At 67.3% G+C, this 14,280-nt stretch carries 13 protein-coding genes; 3 read left to right on the forward strand and 10 right to left on the reverse strand.

Features of this window, described 5'->3' with window-relative positions; all coding sequences use genetic code 11:
- Window positions 1-34: 34 nt before the first annotated feature.
- Together IFS44_RS08190 and IFS44_RS08195 are read left to right on the forward strand one after the other, a co-directional pair.
- Complete coding sequence (locus IFS44_RS08190) at window positions 35-715, forward strand: YggS family pyridoxal phosphate-dependent enzyme (RefSeq protein ID WP_192098211.1); 681 nt, start codon at window positions 35-37, stop codon at window positions 713-715.
- Window positions 712-1,395: an HAD family hydrolase gene (locus tag IFS44_RS08195; RefSeq protein WP_107931089.1), complete on the forward strand. Its 684-nt coding sequence runs from the start codon at window positions 712-714 to the stop codon at window positions 1,393-1,395. Before IFS44_RS08190 ends, IFS44_RS08195 begins: the two co-directional genes overlap by 4 nt.
- On the opposite strand, the gene IFS44_RS08200 is transcribed toward IFS44_RS08195, so the two are convergent.
- The 5 genes from IFS44_RS08200 to IFS44_RS08220 form a co-directional block, all read right to left on the reverse strand.
- On the reverse strand, window positions 1,392-1,904 hold the full coding sequence (locus IFS44_RS08200) for a YdcF family protein (RefSeq protein ID WP_107931092.1): 513 nt from the start codon (window positions 1,902-1,904) through the stop codon (window positions 1,392-1,394). The two genes, IFS44_RS08195 and IFS44_RS08200, sit on opposite strands and share 4 nt — an antisense overlap.
- Window positions 1,901-2,956 carry a GTP cyclohydrolase II gene (gene ribA / locus IFS44_RS08205; RefSeq protein WP_244650051.1) on the reverse strand — a complete coding sequence of 352 codons (1,056 nt, stop codon included), beginning with the start codon at window positions 2,954-2,956 and terminating at the stop codon, window positions 1,901-1,903. The genes IFS44_RS08200 and ribA overlap by 4 nt, the downstream gene beginning before the upstream one ends.
- Window positions 2,953-3,735, reverse strand: a complete 783-nt coding sequence (gene xth / locus IFS44_RS08210; RefSeq protein WP_192069349.1) for an exodeoxyribonuclease III — start codon at window positions 3,733-3,735, stop codon at window positions 2,953-2,955. Before xth ends, ribA begins: the two co-directional genes overlap by 4 nt.
- Window positions 3,736-3,996: 261 nt before the next feature.
- The gene (locus IFS44_RS08215) at window positions 3,997-4,617 is read right to left on the reverse strand and encodes a LolA family protein (protein WP_031395416.1); all 621 of its coding nucleotides are present in this window, start codon (window positions 4,615-4,617) and stop codon (window positions 3,997-3,999) included.
- A 216-nt stretch (window positions 4,618-4,833) separates the two neighbouring features.
- Window positions 4,834-7,149 carry a DNA translocase FtsK gene (locus IFS44_RS08220; RefSeq protein WP_192098113.1) on the reverse strand — a complete coding sequence of 772 codons (2,316 nt, stop codon included), beginning with the start codon at window positions 7,147-7,149 and terminating at the stop codon, window positions 4,834-4,836.
- A 143-nt stretch (window positions 7,150-7,292) separates the two neighbouring features.
- Here IFS44_RS08220 and IFS44_RS08225 point away from each other — a divergent pair, with 143 nt between their 5' ends.
- Entirely contained in the window at window positions 7,293-8,507 is a 1,215-nt protein-coding gene (locus IFS44_RS08225; protein ID WP_192098114.1) for a UbiH/UbiF/VisC/COQ6 family ubiquinone biosynthesis hydroxylase, read from the forward strand.
- Here IFS44_RS08225 and IFS44_RS08230 read toward each other — a convergent pair.
- The 5 genes from IFS44_RS08230 to IFS44_RS08250 form a co-directional block, all read right to left on the reverse strand.
- Entirely contained in the window at window positions 8,489-9,121 is a 633-nt protein-coding gene (locus IFS44_RS08230; RefSeq protein WP_192098115.1) for a DUF2238 domain-containing protein, read from the reverse strand. The two genes, IFS44_RS08225 and IFS44_RS08230, sit on opposite strands and share 19 nt — an antisense overlap.
- Window positions 9,121-9,309: a Trm112 family protein gene (locus IFS44_RS08235; RefSeq protein ID WP_192098116.1), complete on the reverse strand. Its 189-nt coding sequence runs from the start codon at window positions 9,307-9,309 to the stop codon at window positions 9,121-9,123. Before IFS44_RS08235 ends, IFS44_RS08230 begins: the two co-directional genes overlap by 1 nt.
- Complete coding sequence (locus IFS44_RS08240) at window positions 9,306-9,908, reverse strand: LON peptidase substrate-binding domain-containing protein (RefSeq protein WP_031395355.1); 603 nt, start codon at window positions 9,906-9,908, stop codon at window positions 9,306-9,308. The genes IFS44_RS08235 and IFS44_RS08240 overlap by 4 nt, the downstream gene beginning before the upstream one ends.
- Window positions 9,905-10,801 carry a tetratricopeptide repeat protein gene (locus IFS44_RS08245; protein ID WP_056673149.1) on the reverse strand — a complete coding sequence of 299 codons (897 nt, stop codon included), beginning with the start codon at window positions 10,799-10,801 and terminating at the stop codon, window positions 9,905-9,907. Before IFS44_RS08245 ends, IFS44_RS08240 begins: the two co-directional genes overlap by 4 nt.
- Before the next feature lie 88 nt (window positions 10,802-10,889).
- Window positions 10,890-14,273: an error-prone DNA polymerase gene (locus IFS44_RS08250; protein WP_192098117.1), complete on the reverse strand. Its 3,384-nt coding sequence runs from the start codon at window positions 14,271-14,273 to the stop codon at window positions 10,890-10,892.
- Window positions 14,274-14,280 lie beyond the last annotated feature (7 nt).

Raw genomic sequence — 14,280 nt, forward strand, 5'->3', positions numbered from 1 at the left:
GCCTATAGCGCCCCGCATGACAGACACGAACGGCATGACCGACGAAACCGACCGCACGCAGCGCCTGGCCGAGATCCGCGCGCGGATCGCCAAGGCTGCCGAGATTGCCGGTCGCAAGCCCGAGGGCGTCGCCTTGATCGCGGTGTCGAAGACTCATCCGGCGACGGCGATCGAACCCCTGCTCGAACAGGGCCAGCGGGTATTCGGCGAGAACCGCGTCCAGGAAGCGGCGGACAAATGGCCAGCGCTCAAGGCGCGGTACCCCGACGTCGTCCTGCACCTGATCGGGCAGTTGCAGTCGAACAAGGCAGCGGATGCCGTCGCGCTGTTCGACTGCATTCATGTCGTCGATCGCCCGTCGCTGGTCACGGCGCTCGGCAAGGCGATGCGCGAGAGCGGACGGCGGCCCGACTGCTATCTCCAGGTGAATATCGGTGATGAGCCGCAAAAGGGCGGATGTGGAATCGCCGACCTGCCGGCGCTGCTCGACGCGGCCCGCGCGGCAGACCTCCCGGTCGCGGGGCTGATGTGCCTGCCCCCAGCCGATGTCGAGCCTGCGCCCTATTTCGCGCTGCTGGCAAAGCTTGCGCGCGATTGCGGGCTGTCGGGGCTGAGCATGGGGATGTCCGATGATTTCGAGACCGCGGTGACGATCGGCGCGACGCACGTCCGGATCGGCAGCGCGCTGTTCGGCGCGCGGGGGCATCGCGCATGACCGGCGCCGTCCGGTTCGACGCGCTGCTGTTCGATTTCGATGGCGTGCTGATCGACAGCGAGGCGCTCGGCAACCGTCATATCGCCGAATGGCTGACCGCGGCGGGGCATCCGATCACCGCCGAGGAGTCGATGGCGAACTTCATGGGGCTTGCCGGGCCGCAATTCGTCGACGCGATCGAGCGCTGGATCGATCGGCCGCTGCCCGAGGCGTTCTACGCGGCGCGCAAGGCGGAGGATGACCGCATGATGGCCGCGGGTATCGAAGCGATCGCAGGTGCGGTCGCCTTCGTCCGCGCCTTGCCGGCCGATCTGCCCAAGGCGATCGTCTCGTCGAGCCCGACCCGCTGGATCGCGCGGCACCTCGACCATATCGGCCTGCGCGACGCGTTCGGCGATCATCTCTACAGCGGCCGCGAGCATGTCACGAACGGCAAGCCTGCGCCTGATCTCTATCTCTACGGTGCCGAACGGCTCGGCGTCGACATCGGCCGGACCGCGATCCTCGAGGATTCGCCGGTCGGCGCGACCGGCGCGGTGGCCTCGGGCGGCTATGTCATCGGACTGTCGGCTGGGTCGCATTGCGGGCCGGACCACGGCGCGCGGCTGAACGCGATCGGCGTCGATGCGCTGGCCGACGATTTCGACGCGGTGGCACGCGTCCTGCGAGAGGGGGCCTAGGCCCGCCGCCTGCGCAGGATCGCGCCGACGCCCGCGACCAGGTCATAGGGGATCGCCGCAGCCTCGCGTGCGCGCATCTTGATCTGGTAGCGGCGACTGCCGCCATGCGGGACGTGAATCGCGCTGGCGGGCATGCCCAGCATCGCAAACAACATGCGGATGCGGGGCTGGTGATAGCCGTCGGTGCAGATCATGCACTGGGCATAATGCCCCGCGCGGGCGAACCGGGTCGCTGCGATCACGCTCTGCAGCGTATCGAGACTGGCTTCGTCGAGATGGATCCGCGACCGATCGACCGTTTCCGCCAGCCGGTCGGCCATCACCGACGCCTCCGACGGACCATGACGGCCGATCGCGCCCGAACAGAACAGGTCCGCCTCGGTATAGCGTGCCGCCGCCGCTGCCGCGAACGCGATCCGTCGCTCGAGCGTCGGGCTCGGGCTGCCGTCCGCACGCACCGCGGCGCCGAACACGACGATCAGCCGCCGCGAGGGAGGGATATCGATCAAAGCTGATGTCCGGTGCGGTCGCGCTTGGTCGCGAGATAGCGGGCATTGTGCGGATTGGCGGGCAGCGCATGGGGGACGCGCTCCGCGACCGTCACACCGGTCGCCTCCAGCCCGGCGACCTTGGCCGGATTGTTGGTGAGCAACCGGACCCGGTTCTGGCCGAGCAGGCTCAGCATCCGCGCGGCAACGCCGAAATCGCGTGCATCGATCGCGAAGCCCAGCCGGGTATTGGCGTCGACCGTGTCGAACCCCTGATCCTGCAGCGCATAGGCGCGCAGCTTGTTGACCAGGCCGATGCCGCGCCCCTCCTGACGCAGATAGAGCAATATGCCCCAGCCGCTGTGCTGGATCGCGTGAATCGCGGCGTGGAGCTGCGGCCCGCAGTCGCATTTGAGGCTGCCGAGCACGTCACCGGTCAGGCACTCGCTGTGCAGCCGGACGAGCGGGGCATCGCCGTTCGGCTGCCCGATCAGGAGGGCGATGTGTTCGTCGGCGCTTTCCGGCGAGCGGAAGGCGACGATCTCGGCATCCTCCGCACCCTCGACCGGCAAGCGTGCGCGGGTCGCGATGACCAGCCGGGTCGCATCCTCATGCGCATCGACATCGGCGGCGGCCGCGGTCGCCTCGGGCACGCCACTGCCCAGGAAGAAGGCGGGCAACAGCCCGGCGATTCGTGCGAGCCGCAACGCCGCTGCCGCGGCGTCGGGGTGCGGGACGGGCAGGGTGCGGAACGGACCCTTGAGCGGCGTCGCGAGGTCGAACTGCGGATCGGCAAGCGCGGTCGCGGCAGGAAAGTCGATCCAGGGCGCGCGATCGACCAGGACGGGGGCGGTCGGGTCGGCCGCCTCGAGCTGGTTGGCGAGCTTCAGCGTCACCGCCCGTCCCGACGAGATCAGCACCCCGCCGGTCGCCGGCGGATCGAATGTCGCGAGCCGGTCCGCGTCCGCCGTCTCGACCGCGAGCAACGTCAGTCCGTCGATTGCGATCGGCCAGCCGCGGCGCAGGGCATCGACCGCGCGGGCCGCGGCGCGCGGATTGGGGCGATCGCTCAAAAGGCGAACTCGGTCAGGATCGGGATATGGTCGGAGGGCTTGAGCCAGCTGCGGCACGGCTCGAAGACGTGATGCGCGACGGCGGCGTCCGCGGCCGCGCCCGTCGCCCACATGTGATCGAGCCGCCGCCCACGGTCGGACGTCGCCCAGTCCTTCGCGCGGTAGCTCCACCAGGTGAACAGCCGCGCGGGGGCGGGATGGAAGCGGCGGCCGAGATCGACCCAGTTTCCCGCCGCCTGGAGCCGGGCCAGCGCCTCGACCTCGACCGGCGTATGGCTGACGACGTCGAGCAGCTGCTTGTGGCTCCAGACGTCCGCCTCGAGCGGGGCGATGTTGAAATCGCCGACCAGGATCGTCGGGCCGCTGAGCGTTTCCGACCAGCGCGTCATCCGCTCCAGAAAATCGAGCTTCTGGCCGAATTTCGGATTGGCGTCGCGGTCGGGGACGTCGCCGCCCGCAGGAATATAGACATTCTCCAGCCGCACGCCGTTTTCCAGGCGTACGCCGACGTGGCGGGCTTCGCTGTTCGCCTGCCAGTCGAACCGGTCGTCGGCGACGATCGGCACCTTGCTCAGGATCGCGACGCCGTGATGCATGCGCTGGCCGTGGAGCACGATATGCTCATAGCCGAGCGCGCGGAACGTCTCGAAGGGGAAGTCGTCGTCGACGACCTTGGTTTCCTGGAGGCACAGGATGTCGGGCGCGGCTTCCTTCAGAAACTGCTCGACGATGGCGATCCGGAAGCGGACCGAGTTGATGTTCCAGGAGACGATTTTCACGCGTGCGATGTAGCGCCGCGTGGGGGTGGCGACAAGGATCGCGCGGCGGCGTGCCGATCAACGAAAAGACCCCCGCTCCGGGGGCGTGGAGCGAGGGCCGACTCAGCGTTCGTCACGCAGGCAGACAATGGGGACACCATCCGGGCAACAGGGGGAAAAATCCCGAATGCCCCACATCCGCGACTCAGCCCCTAGCGCCAGGAACCTGTCGCCGGGATGAATGAAACGACAATGCCGTTCATTTTCAGGAGGTGACCAGACTTACCGGGTCCGGCGCGGATCGTTCCACCGGAAGGTGTTGTCGCTGACCGGTCCGCCGAACTTCTGCTTGGACAGGCGGATGGTGGTCCGGTTGTTCTGGCTGTCGAGCGCGACCCAGCCCTGCAGCATCAGCCCGCCGGGGGCGGCGGCATCGCGTGCGAAGACCAAGGTGATGCGGCCATATTCAGGATGCTTGGGGTCGTTCGCCTCGACCGAGACGACGCGGTTGTCATAGCCGGGCACCAGCTTGGCATAGCGCGTGATGTCGCGACTGGGGTCGAGCAGCACGCCGAGCGGCGAATTCTTGATCGGCCAGCGCTGCACCTGCTTCACCGAATAGTCGATGAAGGTCAGCGCGCCGCCCTCGGCCACGATCAGGATCGGCACGCCCTTCTCATACTGGAACCGCAGCTTGCCCGGCTTCTTGAGCGTCAGCACGCCGGTCAGCACCTTGCCGTTGCGATCCGCCTGCGAAAAGTCCGCGGTCATCGTCGTGACCGATTGCAGGTGCTTCTGGACGGCAGCGAGATCACCGGTCGCCTGTGCGGCGATCGGTGACGGCACGGCGGCGACCGAGAGGGCGGCGATCGTCGCGATCACCGCGGGGCGGGTGTTGAACATCGAAATCTCCTTGGACGCCGGGCAATGCCGGGCCCGGCTTGAACGGGTTGTGAACTGAGATGCGTGAGGATTGGGCCATCACCGCCAGAGCCTCCGTCATCCTGGGCTCGACCCAGGATCCAGAGCCGCATAGGCCGGGTCTTGTGGCTCTGGATCCCAGCCGTCGCTGGGATGACGGGCAAGGGGGGCCTTGGATATGCCCCCCACAACACCCCTTTAGATCGCATGCCCTTCTGTATCGCGCAGGACCTCGCGGCGTCCGACATGATCGGGCCTGCCGACGATGCCGTCCTTTTCCATCCGCTCGATCAGTCGCGCGGCCGAGTTGTAGCCGATCCGCAACTGCCGCTGCAGCCACGAGGTCGACGCCTTTTGCGATTCGCAGACCAGCTGGATGGCATTGCGATATTGCTGGTCCTCCGCCGAATCCTCGCCGGTCGGCGAGCCTTCGAGCGTGAAGCCATCCTCGGGCTCCTCGGTCACCGACGAGATGTAATCCGGCAGGCCCTGCGAGCGCCAGTGATCCGCCACCAGCCGGACCTCGTCATCGCTGACGAACGGGCCGTGGACGCGGACGATGCCCTTGCCGCCGGGCATGTAGAGCATGTCGCCCTTGCCGAGCAGCTGTTCGGCACCCTGTTCGCCGAGGATGGTGCGCGAATCGATCTTCGACGTGACGTGGAAGCTGATGCGCGTCGGCAGATTGGCCTTGATGACGCCGGTGATCACGTCGACCGACGGCCGCTGAGTCGCCATGATCAGGTGGATGCCCGCCGCGCGGGCCTTCTGCGCCAATCGCTGGATGAGGAATTCGACCTCCTTGCCCGCGGTCATCATCAGGTCGGCCAGCTCGTCGACGATCACCACGATCTGCGGCAACACGTCATATTCGAGCTTCTCCTCCTCGTACATCGGCGCGCCGGTGTCGGGGTGATAGCCGGTCTGCACCTTCCGACCCAGCGGTTGCCCCTTGGCCTTGGCACCACGCACCTTGTCGTTGAAGCCGGCGAGGCTGCGCACGCCGACGGAGGACATCTGGCGATAGCGATCCTCCATCGTCTCGACCGCCCATTTCAGCGCGCGCACCGCCTTGGCGGGATCGGTCACGACCGGCGACAGCAGATGCGGGATGTCGTCATACATGCTCAGTTCGAGCATCTTCGGATCGATCATGATCATCCGGCACTGGTTCGGCGTCAGCTTGTACAGCAGCGACAGGATCATGCTGTTGAGCCCGACCGACTTGCCCGACCCCGTCGTACCCGCGACCAGCAGATGCGGCATCGGCGCGAGGTCGGCGATCACCGAATCGCCCGCGATGTTCTTGCCCAGAATGATCGGCAGCTGCGCGGCCTGATCCTCGAACGTCTGGCTGCCGACGAGCTCGTGGAGGGACACCGCCTCGCGCCGCGCATTGGGCAGTTCGATGCCGATCACATTGCGTCCCGGGATCACTGCGACGCGTGCGGAGATCGCCGACATGTTGCGCGCGATGTCGTCGGCCAGCGCGATCACGCGGCTCGCCTTGATGCCGGGCGCGGGCTCGAGCTCGTACATCGTCACGACCGGGCCCGGCCGCACCTCGATGATCGATCCCTTGACGTGGAAATCGTCGAGCACGTTCTCCAGCAGCCGCGCGTTGCGTTCGAGCCCGGCCTTGTCGACGACATTGCCCTGGCTCGGCGGCGACGGCGTCAGCAGGTCGACGCTCGGCAGCGTGTAGTTGTCGCGCAGGTCGAGCTGGCGTTCCTTGGGTTTCGCCTGCGACGGCGCGTTCTGGCGGTCGGCGATGACGGGCGCGGGGCGTGGATCGGGTTCGGCGATCGCGCGCGGCTCGACGGGCTTGCGCGTCAGCGTCAGCGGCTCGTCCTCGTCCTCAGGCCCACCGACATAGCCGTCGGCCCCGTCATCATAGCCGAGCGCGGGGATCCGGTTGCGCCGGAAGCGCCACTTGCGCTCGCCCAAATCGATCTCGATGCTCTTGCCCCAGACGATCGCCCCCGCGATCGCGGCGACCAGCCCGACGGCGCGCGCCGACCAGAGTTCGGCGACCGGCTGGCCCAGGAATCCAAGACCCCAATGCACCGCATTGGCGACCGACAGGCCGATGATGCCACCCCAGCCTGCAGGAAGTGCGAGCACCGAAGCGTCGGATACGAAGGCGAGCGCGCTGGCCATCAGCGCGACGCCGAGCGCCGCGCCGCGCAGCATCCGTGCCCAGCGTCCGACCGGCAGGTCGCGCCACAGCCGCATCGCGAGGATCGGCCCGACCGGCAGCAGCAGCGCGACGGCGGGCCCGAACAGCGACAGCGCGATATCGGCGAACCACGCGCCCGGCGGCCCGATCAGGTTGGCGGGATAGCCGCCCGACGCGGTGTTCAGCGCCGGATCGCTGGCATGATAGCTGGCCAACGCCAGCGCCATCAGCAACGTCGCGACGAACAGCGCGATCGCGGCGATCAGCGCGCCGCTGCGCACCGCCCCCGCCTTTACCGTCTCACGCCATAAGGCTGGCTGCGCGCGGCTGGCCATGACCTCAAATCCTTCAATGTGCGAAAATCCGACTTTTCATCGCGCCGGGCGGGTCCGACGTCAAGGCGAGCACGCGACAACACGGGTTAAAGCGACCCCGGATCGGCGTTGGCAGCGGCGGGCGGGCGGGATAGAGCGGCACCATGGACACAGATGTACTCATCCTCGGTGGCGGGCTGGTCGGTGCGACGCTCGCCGTGGCGCTCGACGTGCACGGCATCTCGACGATCGTGATCGATCCGGCGGACCCCGCGGTCACGCTGGCGCCGGGCTTCGATGGCCGGGCTTCGGCGGTGGCGAGCGCGAGCCACCGGATGCTCGATGCGATCGGCGTCGGCGCGACGCTGGCGGGGCAGGGCTGCGCGATCCGCCAGATCCGGGTCAGCGACGGGCTGGAACCGGGCAAGCTCGATTTCGTCCCCGCCGCGGACGACGGCGCGCTGGGCACGATGTACGAGAACAAGCTGCTCCGTCACACGCTGTTCGATGCCGCGAGCGCGGCGGCGCATGTCGACCTGCGGATGATGACGCGCGCGACCGATCTCGATCGCAGCGCTGCGGGGGTGACCGCGACGCTCGATTCGGGCGCGGTGGTCCGCGCGCCGCTGGTCGTCGTCGCCGAGGGGCGCAAGTCGCCGACGCGCGAGGCCGCCGGGATCACGATGGCGCACTGGTCCTATGATCACACCGCGATCATCGCCGCCTTTCATCACGAACGCTCGCATGAGGATGTCGCCTACGAGATCTTCTACGCCAGCGGCCCGTTCGCGCTGCTGCCGCTGCCCGACGATGCGGAGGGGCATCGCTCGGCGATCGTGTGGACGGTCGACACGAAGAACGCCGCGGGCATGCTCAAGATGGGTGACCGCGCGTTCCTCGCCGAAGCGACCAAGCGCATGGGCGGCTTTCTCGGCGAGCTGTCGAAGCTGACGCCGCGCTCCTCCTATCCGCTCGGCTTTCAGCACGCGGCTCGGATCACCGACACGCGGCTCGCGCTGGTCGGCGATGCAGCGCACGGTATCCACCCGATCGCGGGACAGGGGCTCAATCTCGGCTTTCGCGATGTGGCGACGCTCGCCGAGGTGCTGATCGAGGGCAAACGCCTCGGCCTCGACCTCGGCGACGCGGCGCTGCTCGCGCGCTACCAGCGCTGGCGCGGGCTCGACACGTTCATGACCGCGGCCGCGACCGACACGCTGACCCGGCTGTTCGGCATGCCCGGCAAGACCGCGAGCGCGGTGCGCCGCTTCGGCATCAGCGCGGTCAACGCGCTACCGCCGCTCAAGGATCGCTTCATGGCAGAGGCGCGCGGCGAGAGCGGCGACCTGCCCAAGCTGCTTCAGGGTCTGACGATCTGACCATCGCCCGTCCGCGCGATCTGGCGATCGTGCGGGCGGGACAGCAGCATGACGGCGAGCGCGGCGCCGAGCAGGCACATCAGCATGTCCCACTGCGTATCCCAGGGGTCGCCCTGCGTACCGAGAAACGCGTCCGCGCCCTCGCCGAGCGAAACCGCCGCGCCGAATTCGATCAGTTCGTACAGCGCGCTGATGGCGAGGCAATAGGCCAGGACGGTGATGGTCAGCAGCCGTGGCGACGCGATATGCCGACCCCGAATCAACAGCTCGCGCAGCACGATCGCGGGGACGAACCCCTGGATCAGGTGACCGAACCGATCATAGGGATTGCGCGCGAGCTGCAGCCAATCCTGCACCATGAAACCGACCGGGACGCGGGCATAGCTATAGGCGCCACCCAGCATCAGCACGAAGCCATGAAACGCGATCAGGGACAGCGCCAGAGGGGTGAAGGCGAACCGGTGACGCAGCGCCACCAGGATCGGAAAGGCGATCAGGACGGGCGCCACTTCCATCCACCAGGTAGCGCGGTCGAAGGGCGACCATCCCGATGCCGCGAGCCCGATGCTCCAGGCCACCCCTAGAATGACGAGGCGGCGGTCGGGTTTCGACATCAGGCGGTTGCAGCACCATCGATTGGCCGCGCCTCTTCGACCAGCATCACCGGCACGCCGTCGCGCACCGGATAGGCGAGCCCGGCGGCATCGGAGATCAGCTCCTGCGCGGTCTCGTCATAGCGCAGGGGCGTGCGCGACACCGGACAGACGAGGCGTTCGAGCAGCCAGGGATCGAGCCCGCTCATTGCAGCGTCACCTGTTCGTCGCCGTCGTGTCGCCCGAAAAACTGCATCAGCTGGATGATCAGTTCGGCGCGCGTTTCGATGTCGGGGGCTTCGAGCAGCGCCTGCTTGGCAGCGGAATCGAACGGGGCGATCTGCGCAATACCGTTGACCAGGCTCTCATCGTCGAGCCGCGCGACCGCGTCCCAGTCGACCGCATAGCCCTGCACGTCGGCAAAGCGACGCGATTCGAGTTCGAGCGACGAGCGCCGGCCGAGCGACAGCGTGTCGTCCTCGATCACCGGCAGCAATTCGGCCTCGACCTGGCGGAAGGGCGTGGTGACATCAAGTTCGCGGACGATGCGGAACATTGCGACGCCCTCCAGCACGACATTGTACCGCCCGTCCTCCAGCGCCTCGACTTCGGCGATCTTGCCGACGCAGCCCAGTGCGTAGAGCTCTCCATCATCACCGCGCGGCTGGATCATGCCGATCCGCCGATCGCGCGCCATCGCATCGCTGATCATCGCCCGATAGCGCGGCTCGAACAGGTGCAGCGGCAACTGCATGCCCGGGAACAGCAGCGCGCCGGGCAGGGGGAAGATGGAGAGCCGGGTCGTCATCCGAACAGGATCGCAGACAGGCGCCGCCGCTGTCCAGAGACCCAGGGATCCTCGAGGCCCACCACCTCGAACAATTTCAGCAGCTGCGTCCGCGCAGCGCTCTCGTTCCAGTCGCGATCCGCAGCGATGATGGCGAGGAAGCTGTCCGCGGCGGCATCGCGGTCGTTCGCCGCCATCTGGCCGTTGGCGAGTGCGAAGCGTGCGGCCAGGTCGTCTGGTGCTGCCTCGACCGCGGCGATCAGCGGTGACAGGTCGGCGACCGGCGGCGCGGACTGGGCCAGCGCCAGCGCGGCCTGCGCGCGGTGGATCGCCGGATCCTTGGCGATCGCGGGGTCCAGATTCGCAAGCCAGTCCGCCGCCTCGTCGAGCTGCCCGGTCAGGACGAGCGCGCGGACGAAGCCGGCATGGACCGCGGGGTGCTCGGGCGCCATGTCGGCGATCTGGCGGAAGATACCGAGCGCGCGTTCCCCGTCGCCCTCGGCAAGGACCTCCTCACCCATCGCGATCAGCGGTTCGATGTCGGGGGCGTCGGTATTGGCCTCCGCTTCGATCGGCAGCTGCTTGAGCAACTGATCGAGGATCACGCGTAGCTGTGAATCGGTGCGTGCGCTGGTCATGTCGGCGACCAGCTGTCCCTGGTACATCGCATAGACGGTCGGGATCGACTTGATCTGGAATTGCGCGGCAATGAACTGGTTCTTGTCGGTATCGACCTTCGCCAGCACGACGCCCTTGTCCGCATAATCGGCGGCGACCTTTTCGAGCGTCGGCCCGAGCGCCTTGCACGGCCCGCACCATTCCGCCCAGAAGTCGATGATCACGAGTTTCGTCATCGACGGTTCGACGACATCGCGACGGAACGCCTCGACGGCGTCCTTCTCGGCAGGCGACATTCCAAGCGTGGCCAACATACACTCCCGTATTGAACTCCGCGCTATCTGGGGCGGCGGCGCGGTGATTGCCACCATCTTACCGACACTCTCAATGGAAGTCGCGCGACTTGGGCAGGATACGCACGTCGCGGGGATGCTGCGCGCGCGAGGGTTGCGACAGAGATGACCGTGAATCCGGACTGCGCGTCGGGGCGGAGCGGACCACTTCGTCCGCGCGGCACAGTGGCGCGTCGAGCGCATGGTCCTCGGACAGGAACCGGAGCATCGCGCTACGATCCTGGACGCGCGATGCGATCAGATGCGTGACACCCTCCTCGCTGCGCTGGATCACCCCTTCGAGAACCATCAGCCGCGAGGCCATCACCGCGCGGCGGTTCGCCTCGAAATCGCGTGCCCAGATCAGCCCGTTGGTGACGCCGGTCTCGTCCTCGATCGTCACGAAGATCGCATTGCCCTTGCCCGGGCGCTGGCGGACGAGGACGATGCCCGCGACCCTGGCGCGCCGGCCGTCCCTGGTGGCACAGGCCTGCGCGCTCGACAGGATCCCCTCGGCGGCGAAGCGATCGCGCAGGAACGCCATTGGATGCGCCTTCAGCGACAGGCCGGTCGTCTGGTAATCGGCGGCGACCTGTTCGGACAGCGGCATCGCGGGAAGCTGTGCATCGGGTTCGACGCCCAGCTCGGGCACGTCGGCGGCGGCGAACAGCGCGAGCTGTTTGGGCGGGGTGCGGCGGACGTCCCACAGCGCCTCGCGGCGATCCTTGGCGAGCGAGCGGAACGCATCCGCATCGGCGAGCAGGTTCATCGCGCGCTGCGGCAGGTCGGCGCGGCGGGCAAGGTCCTCGATCCCGGTAAAACGCGCGAGCGTGCGCGCCGCGACGAGATTGTGCGCCCATTCCGCGCGGAACCCGTCGACCTGCCGAAAGCCGAGGCGCAACGATTCCTGTCCGACCGTGGTGCCGGCTTCGAGGCCATTGTCCCACAGGCTCGCATTCACATCGACGGGCAGCACGGTCACCCCGTGTTCGACCGCGTCGCGCACCAGCTGTGCCGGAGCGTAGAACCCCATGGGCTGCGAATTGAGCAACGCGCAGGTGAACACCGCGGGGTGGAAGCATTTGATCCACGACGAGACATAGACCAGCCGCGCGAAGGACAGCGCATGGCTTTCGGGAAAGCCGTAGGATCCGAACCCCTCGATCTGTTTGAAACAGCGTTCGGCGAACTCCGCCTCATAGCCACGACGGACCATGCCGCCGATCAGCTTGGCCTGGAAGTTATCCATGCCGCCGACCTTGCGGAACGTCGCCATCGACTTGCGCAACTGGTTCGCCTCGCCCGGCGTGAACCCTGCCGCGACGATCGCAAGCTTCATCGCCTGTTCCTGGAAAAGCGGAACGCCATAAGTGAAGCGCAGTAGCTGCTGGAGTTCGTCGGGCGGGCCGAAACGCGGGTGGGGCGAGGGGAAGTCGACCTTCTCCTTGCCGCTGCGGCGGCGGAGATAGGGATGGACCATGTCGCCCTCGATCGGTCCGGGGCGGACGATCGCGACCTGTACGACCAGATCATAGAGTTTGCGCGGACGCAGCCGCGGCAACATGTTGATCTGCGCGCGGCTTTCGACCTGGAACACGCCGATGCTGTCGCCCCTGCACAGCATGTCATAGACACGGTCGTCCTCGGCGACGGCAATCGTGTCGAGCAGGTGATCGCCGTGGCCATGCTCGCGCATCAGGTCGAAGCTCTTGCGGATGCAGGTCAGCATGCCGAGCGCGAGGATATCGACCTTCATCAGTCCCAGCGCGTCGATATCGTCCTTGTCCCATTCGATGAAGGTGCGGTCCGCCATCGCACCGTTGTGGATCGGCACCATTTCGTCGAGCCGTCCCTGCGTCAGCACAAACCCGCCGACATGCTGCGACAGATGCCGCGGAAATTCGAGCAGCCGGTCGACCATCTCGCGAAGCCGCGCGATCTCGGGATTGTCGGGATCGAACCCGGTTTCAGTGAAGCGGCGTTCGTCGAACCGGCTCGAAAAACTGCCCCAGACGGTGCTCGTCAGTTTTTGCGTCACGTCTTCGGTCAGGCCTAGCGCCTTGCCGACCTCGCGCACCGTGCTCTTGGGGCGATAATGGATCACCGTCGCGGCGATCGCCGCGCGGTCGCGACCATAGCGACGATAGATATACTGCATCACCTCCTCGCGCCGTTCATGCTCGAAATCGACGTCGATATCGGGGGGCTCGTCACGTTCGCTGGAGACGAAGCGCGAGAAGAGCAGGTCGTATTTCATCGGATCGACCGAGGTGACGCCGAGCAGATAGCAGACCACGGAATTGGCCGCCGAGCCGCGCCCCTGACACAGGATCGGCGGGTCGCAGCTGCGCGCAAACCGGACGATGTCGGAGACGGTCAGGAAGTAATAGGCGTAGTTCTTCTCGCGGATCAGCGTGAACTCCTCATGGAGCAGCGCCAGCATCCTGTCGGGTACGCGGTCGTCATAGCGTTCGAGCGCGGTCTGCCAGACGAGATGCTCCAGCCAGTCCTGCGCCTCCCATCCCGGCGGGACAGGCTCATGCGGATATTCGTAGCGCAGGTCGTCGAGCGAGAACGCGATCCGCGCCATCAGGCGGGCGCTTTGCCCGACCGCATCGGGACGATCGCGGAACAGCCGCGCCATCTCGTCTGTGTCCTTCAGATGGCGTTCGCCATTGGCGGCGAGCAGGCGACCGGCCTTGTGGATGCTGGTGCCCTCGCGGATGCAGGTGACGATGTCGTGCAGATCGCGGTCGTCGGGATAGGCATAGAGCGCGTCGGTGGTCGCGAGCACCGGTATGCCCGCCGCGTCGGCAAGCCCCGCCAGCCGTGCCAGTCGCCGCCGATCGCGTCCGCCGCGCGGCATCGTCACGCCGAGCCAGACACAGTCCGCTCCCAGCCGCTTCACCGCGTGGAGGACGCTCGACAGGTCGCGATCGCGGCGTTCGGGCAGCGTGTCACCCTCGGGCAGCGGCGAGACGGGCGTTGCGCCACGCGAGCTGCTCTCGGGCATCACCACGAGCATCATGTCGGCATGATGCGCGATCAGGTCGCCGAGCCCTAAGATGCAGCCGCCTTTTTCGGCGCGACGGTTACCGACGGTGAGCAAACGGGTCAGTCGCCCCCAGCCACGCCGGGTCGAAGGATAGGCGACGATGTCGGGGGTCCCGTCCTCGAACACCAGCCGCGCCCCGACGATCAGCCGGAAGTCGATCGGCGGCAGCATCATCCCCAGCAGTCCGTCTTTGGCCTTCTTCAACGCCTGGTGCGCGCGGACCACGCCGGCGACGGTGTTGCGGTCGGCGATGCCGATGCCGCCAAGGCCCAGCTCGACCGCGCGACCGACCATGGTTCCGGCATCGCTCGCGCCGTCGAGGAACGAGAAATTGGTCGCCGCGACGAGTTCGGCAAAGGCGGAATCGGCTAAGGCGGTCACGGCGCGG

It is taken from the genome of Sphingomonas sp. CFBP 13706 (assembly GCF_014842355.1).
Taxonomy (GTDB): domain Bacteria; phylum Pseudomonadota; class Alphaproteobacteria; order Sphingomonadales; family Sphingomonadaceae; genus Sphingomonas; species Sphingomonas aerolata.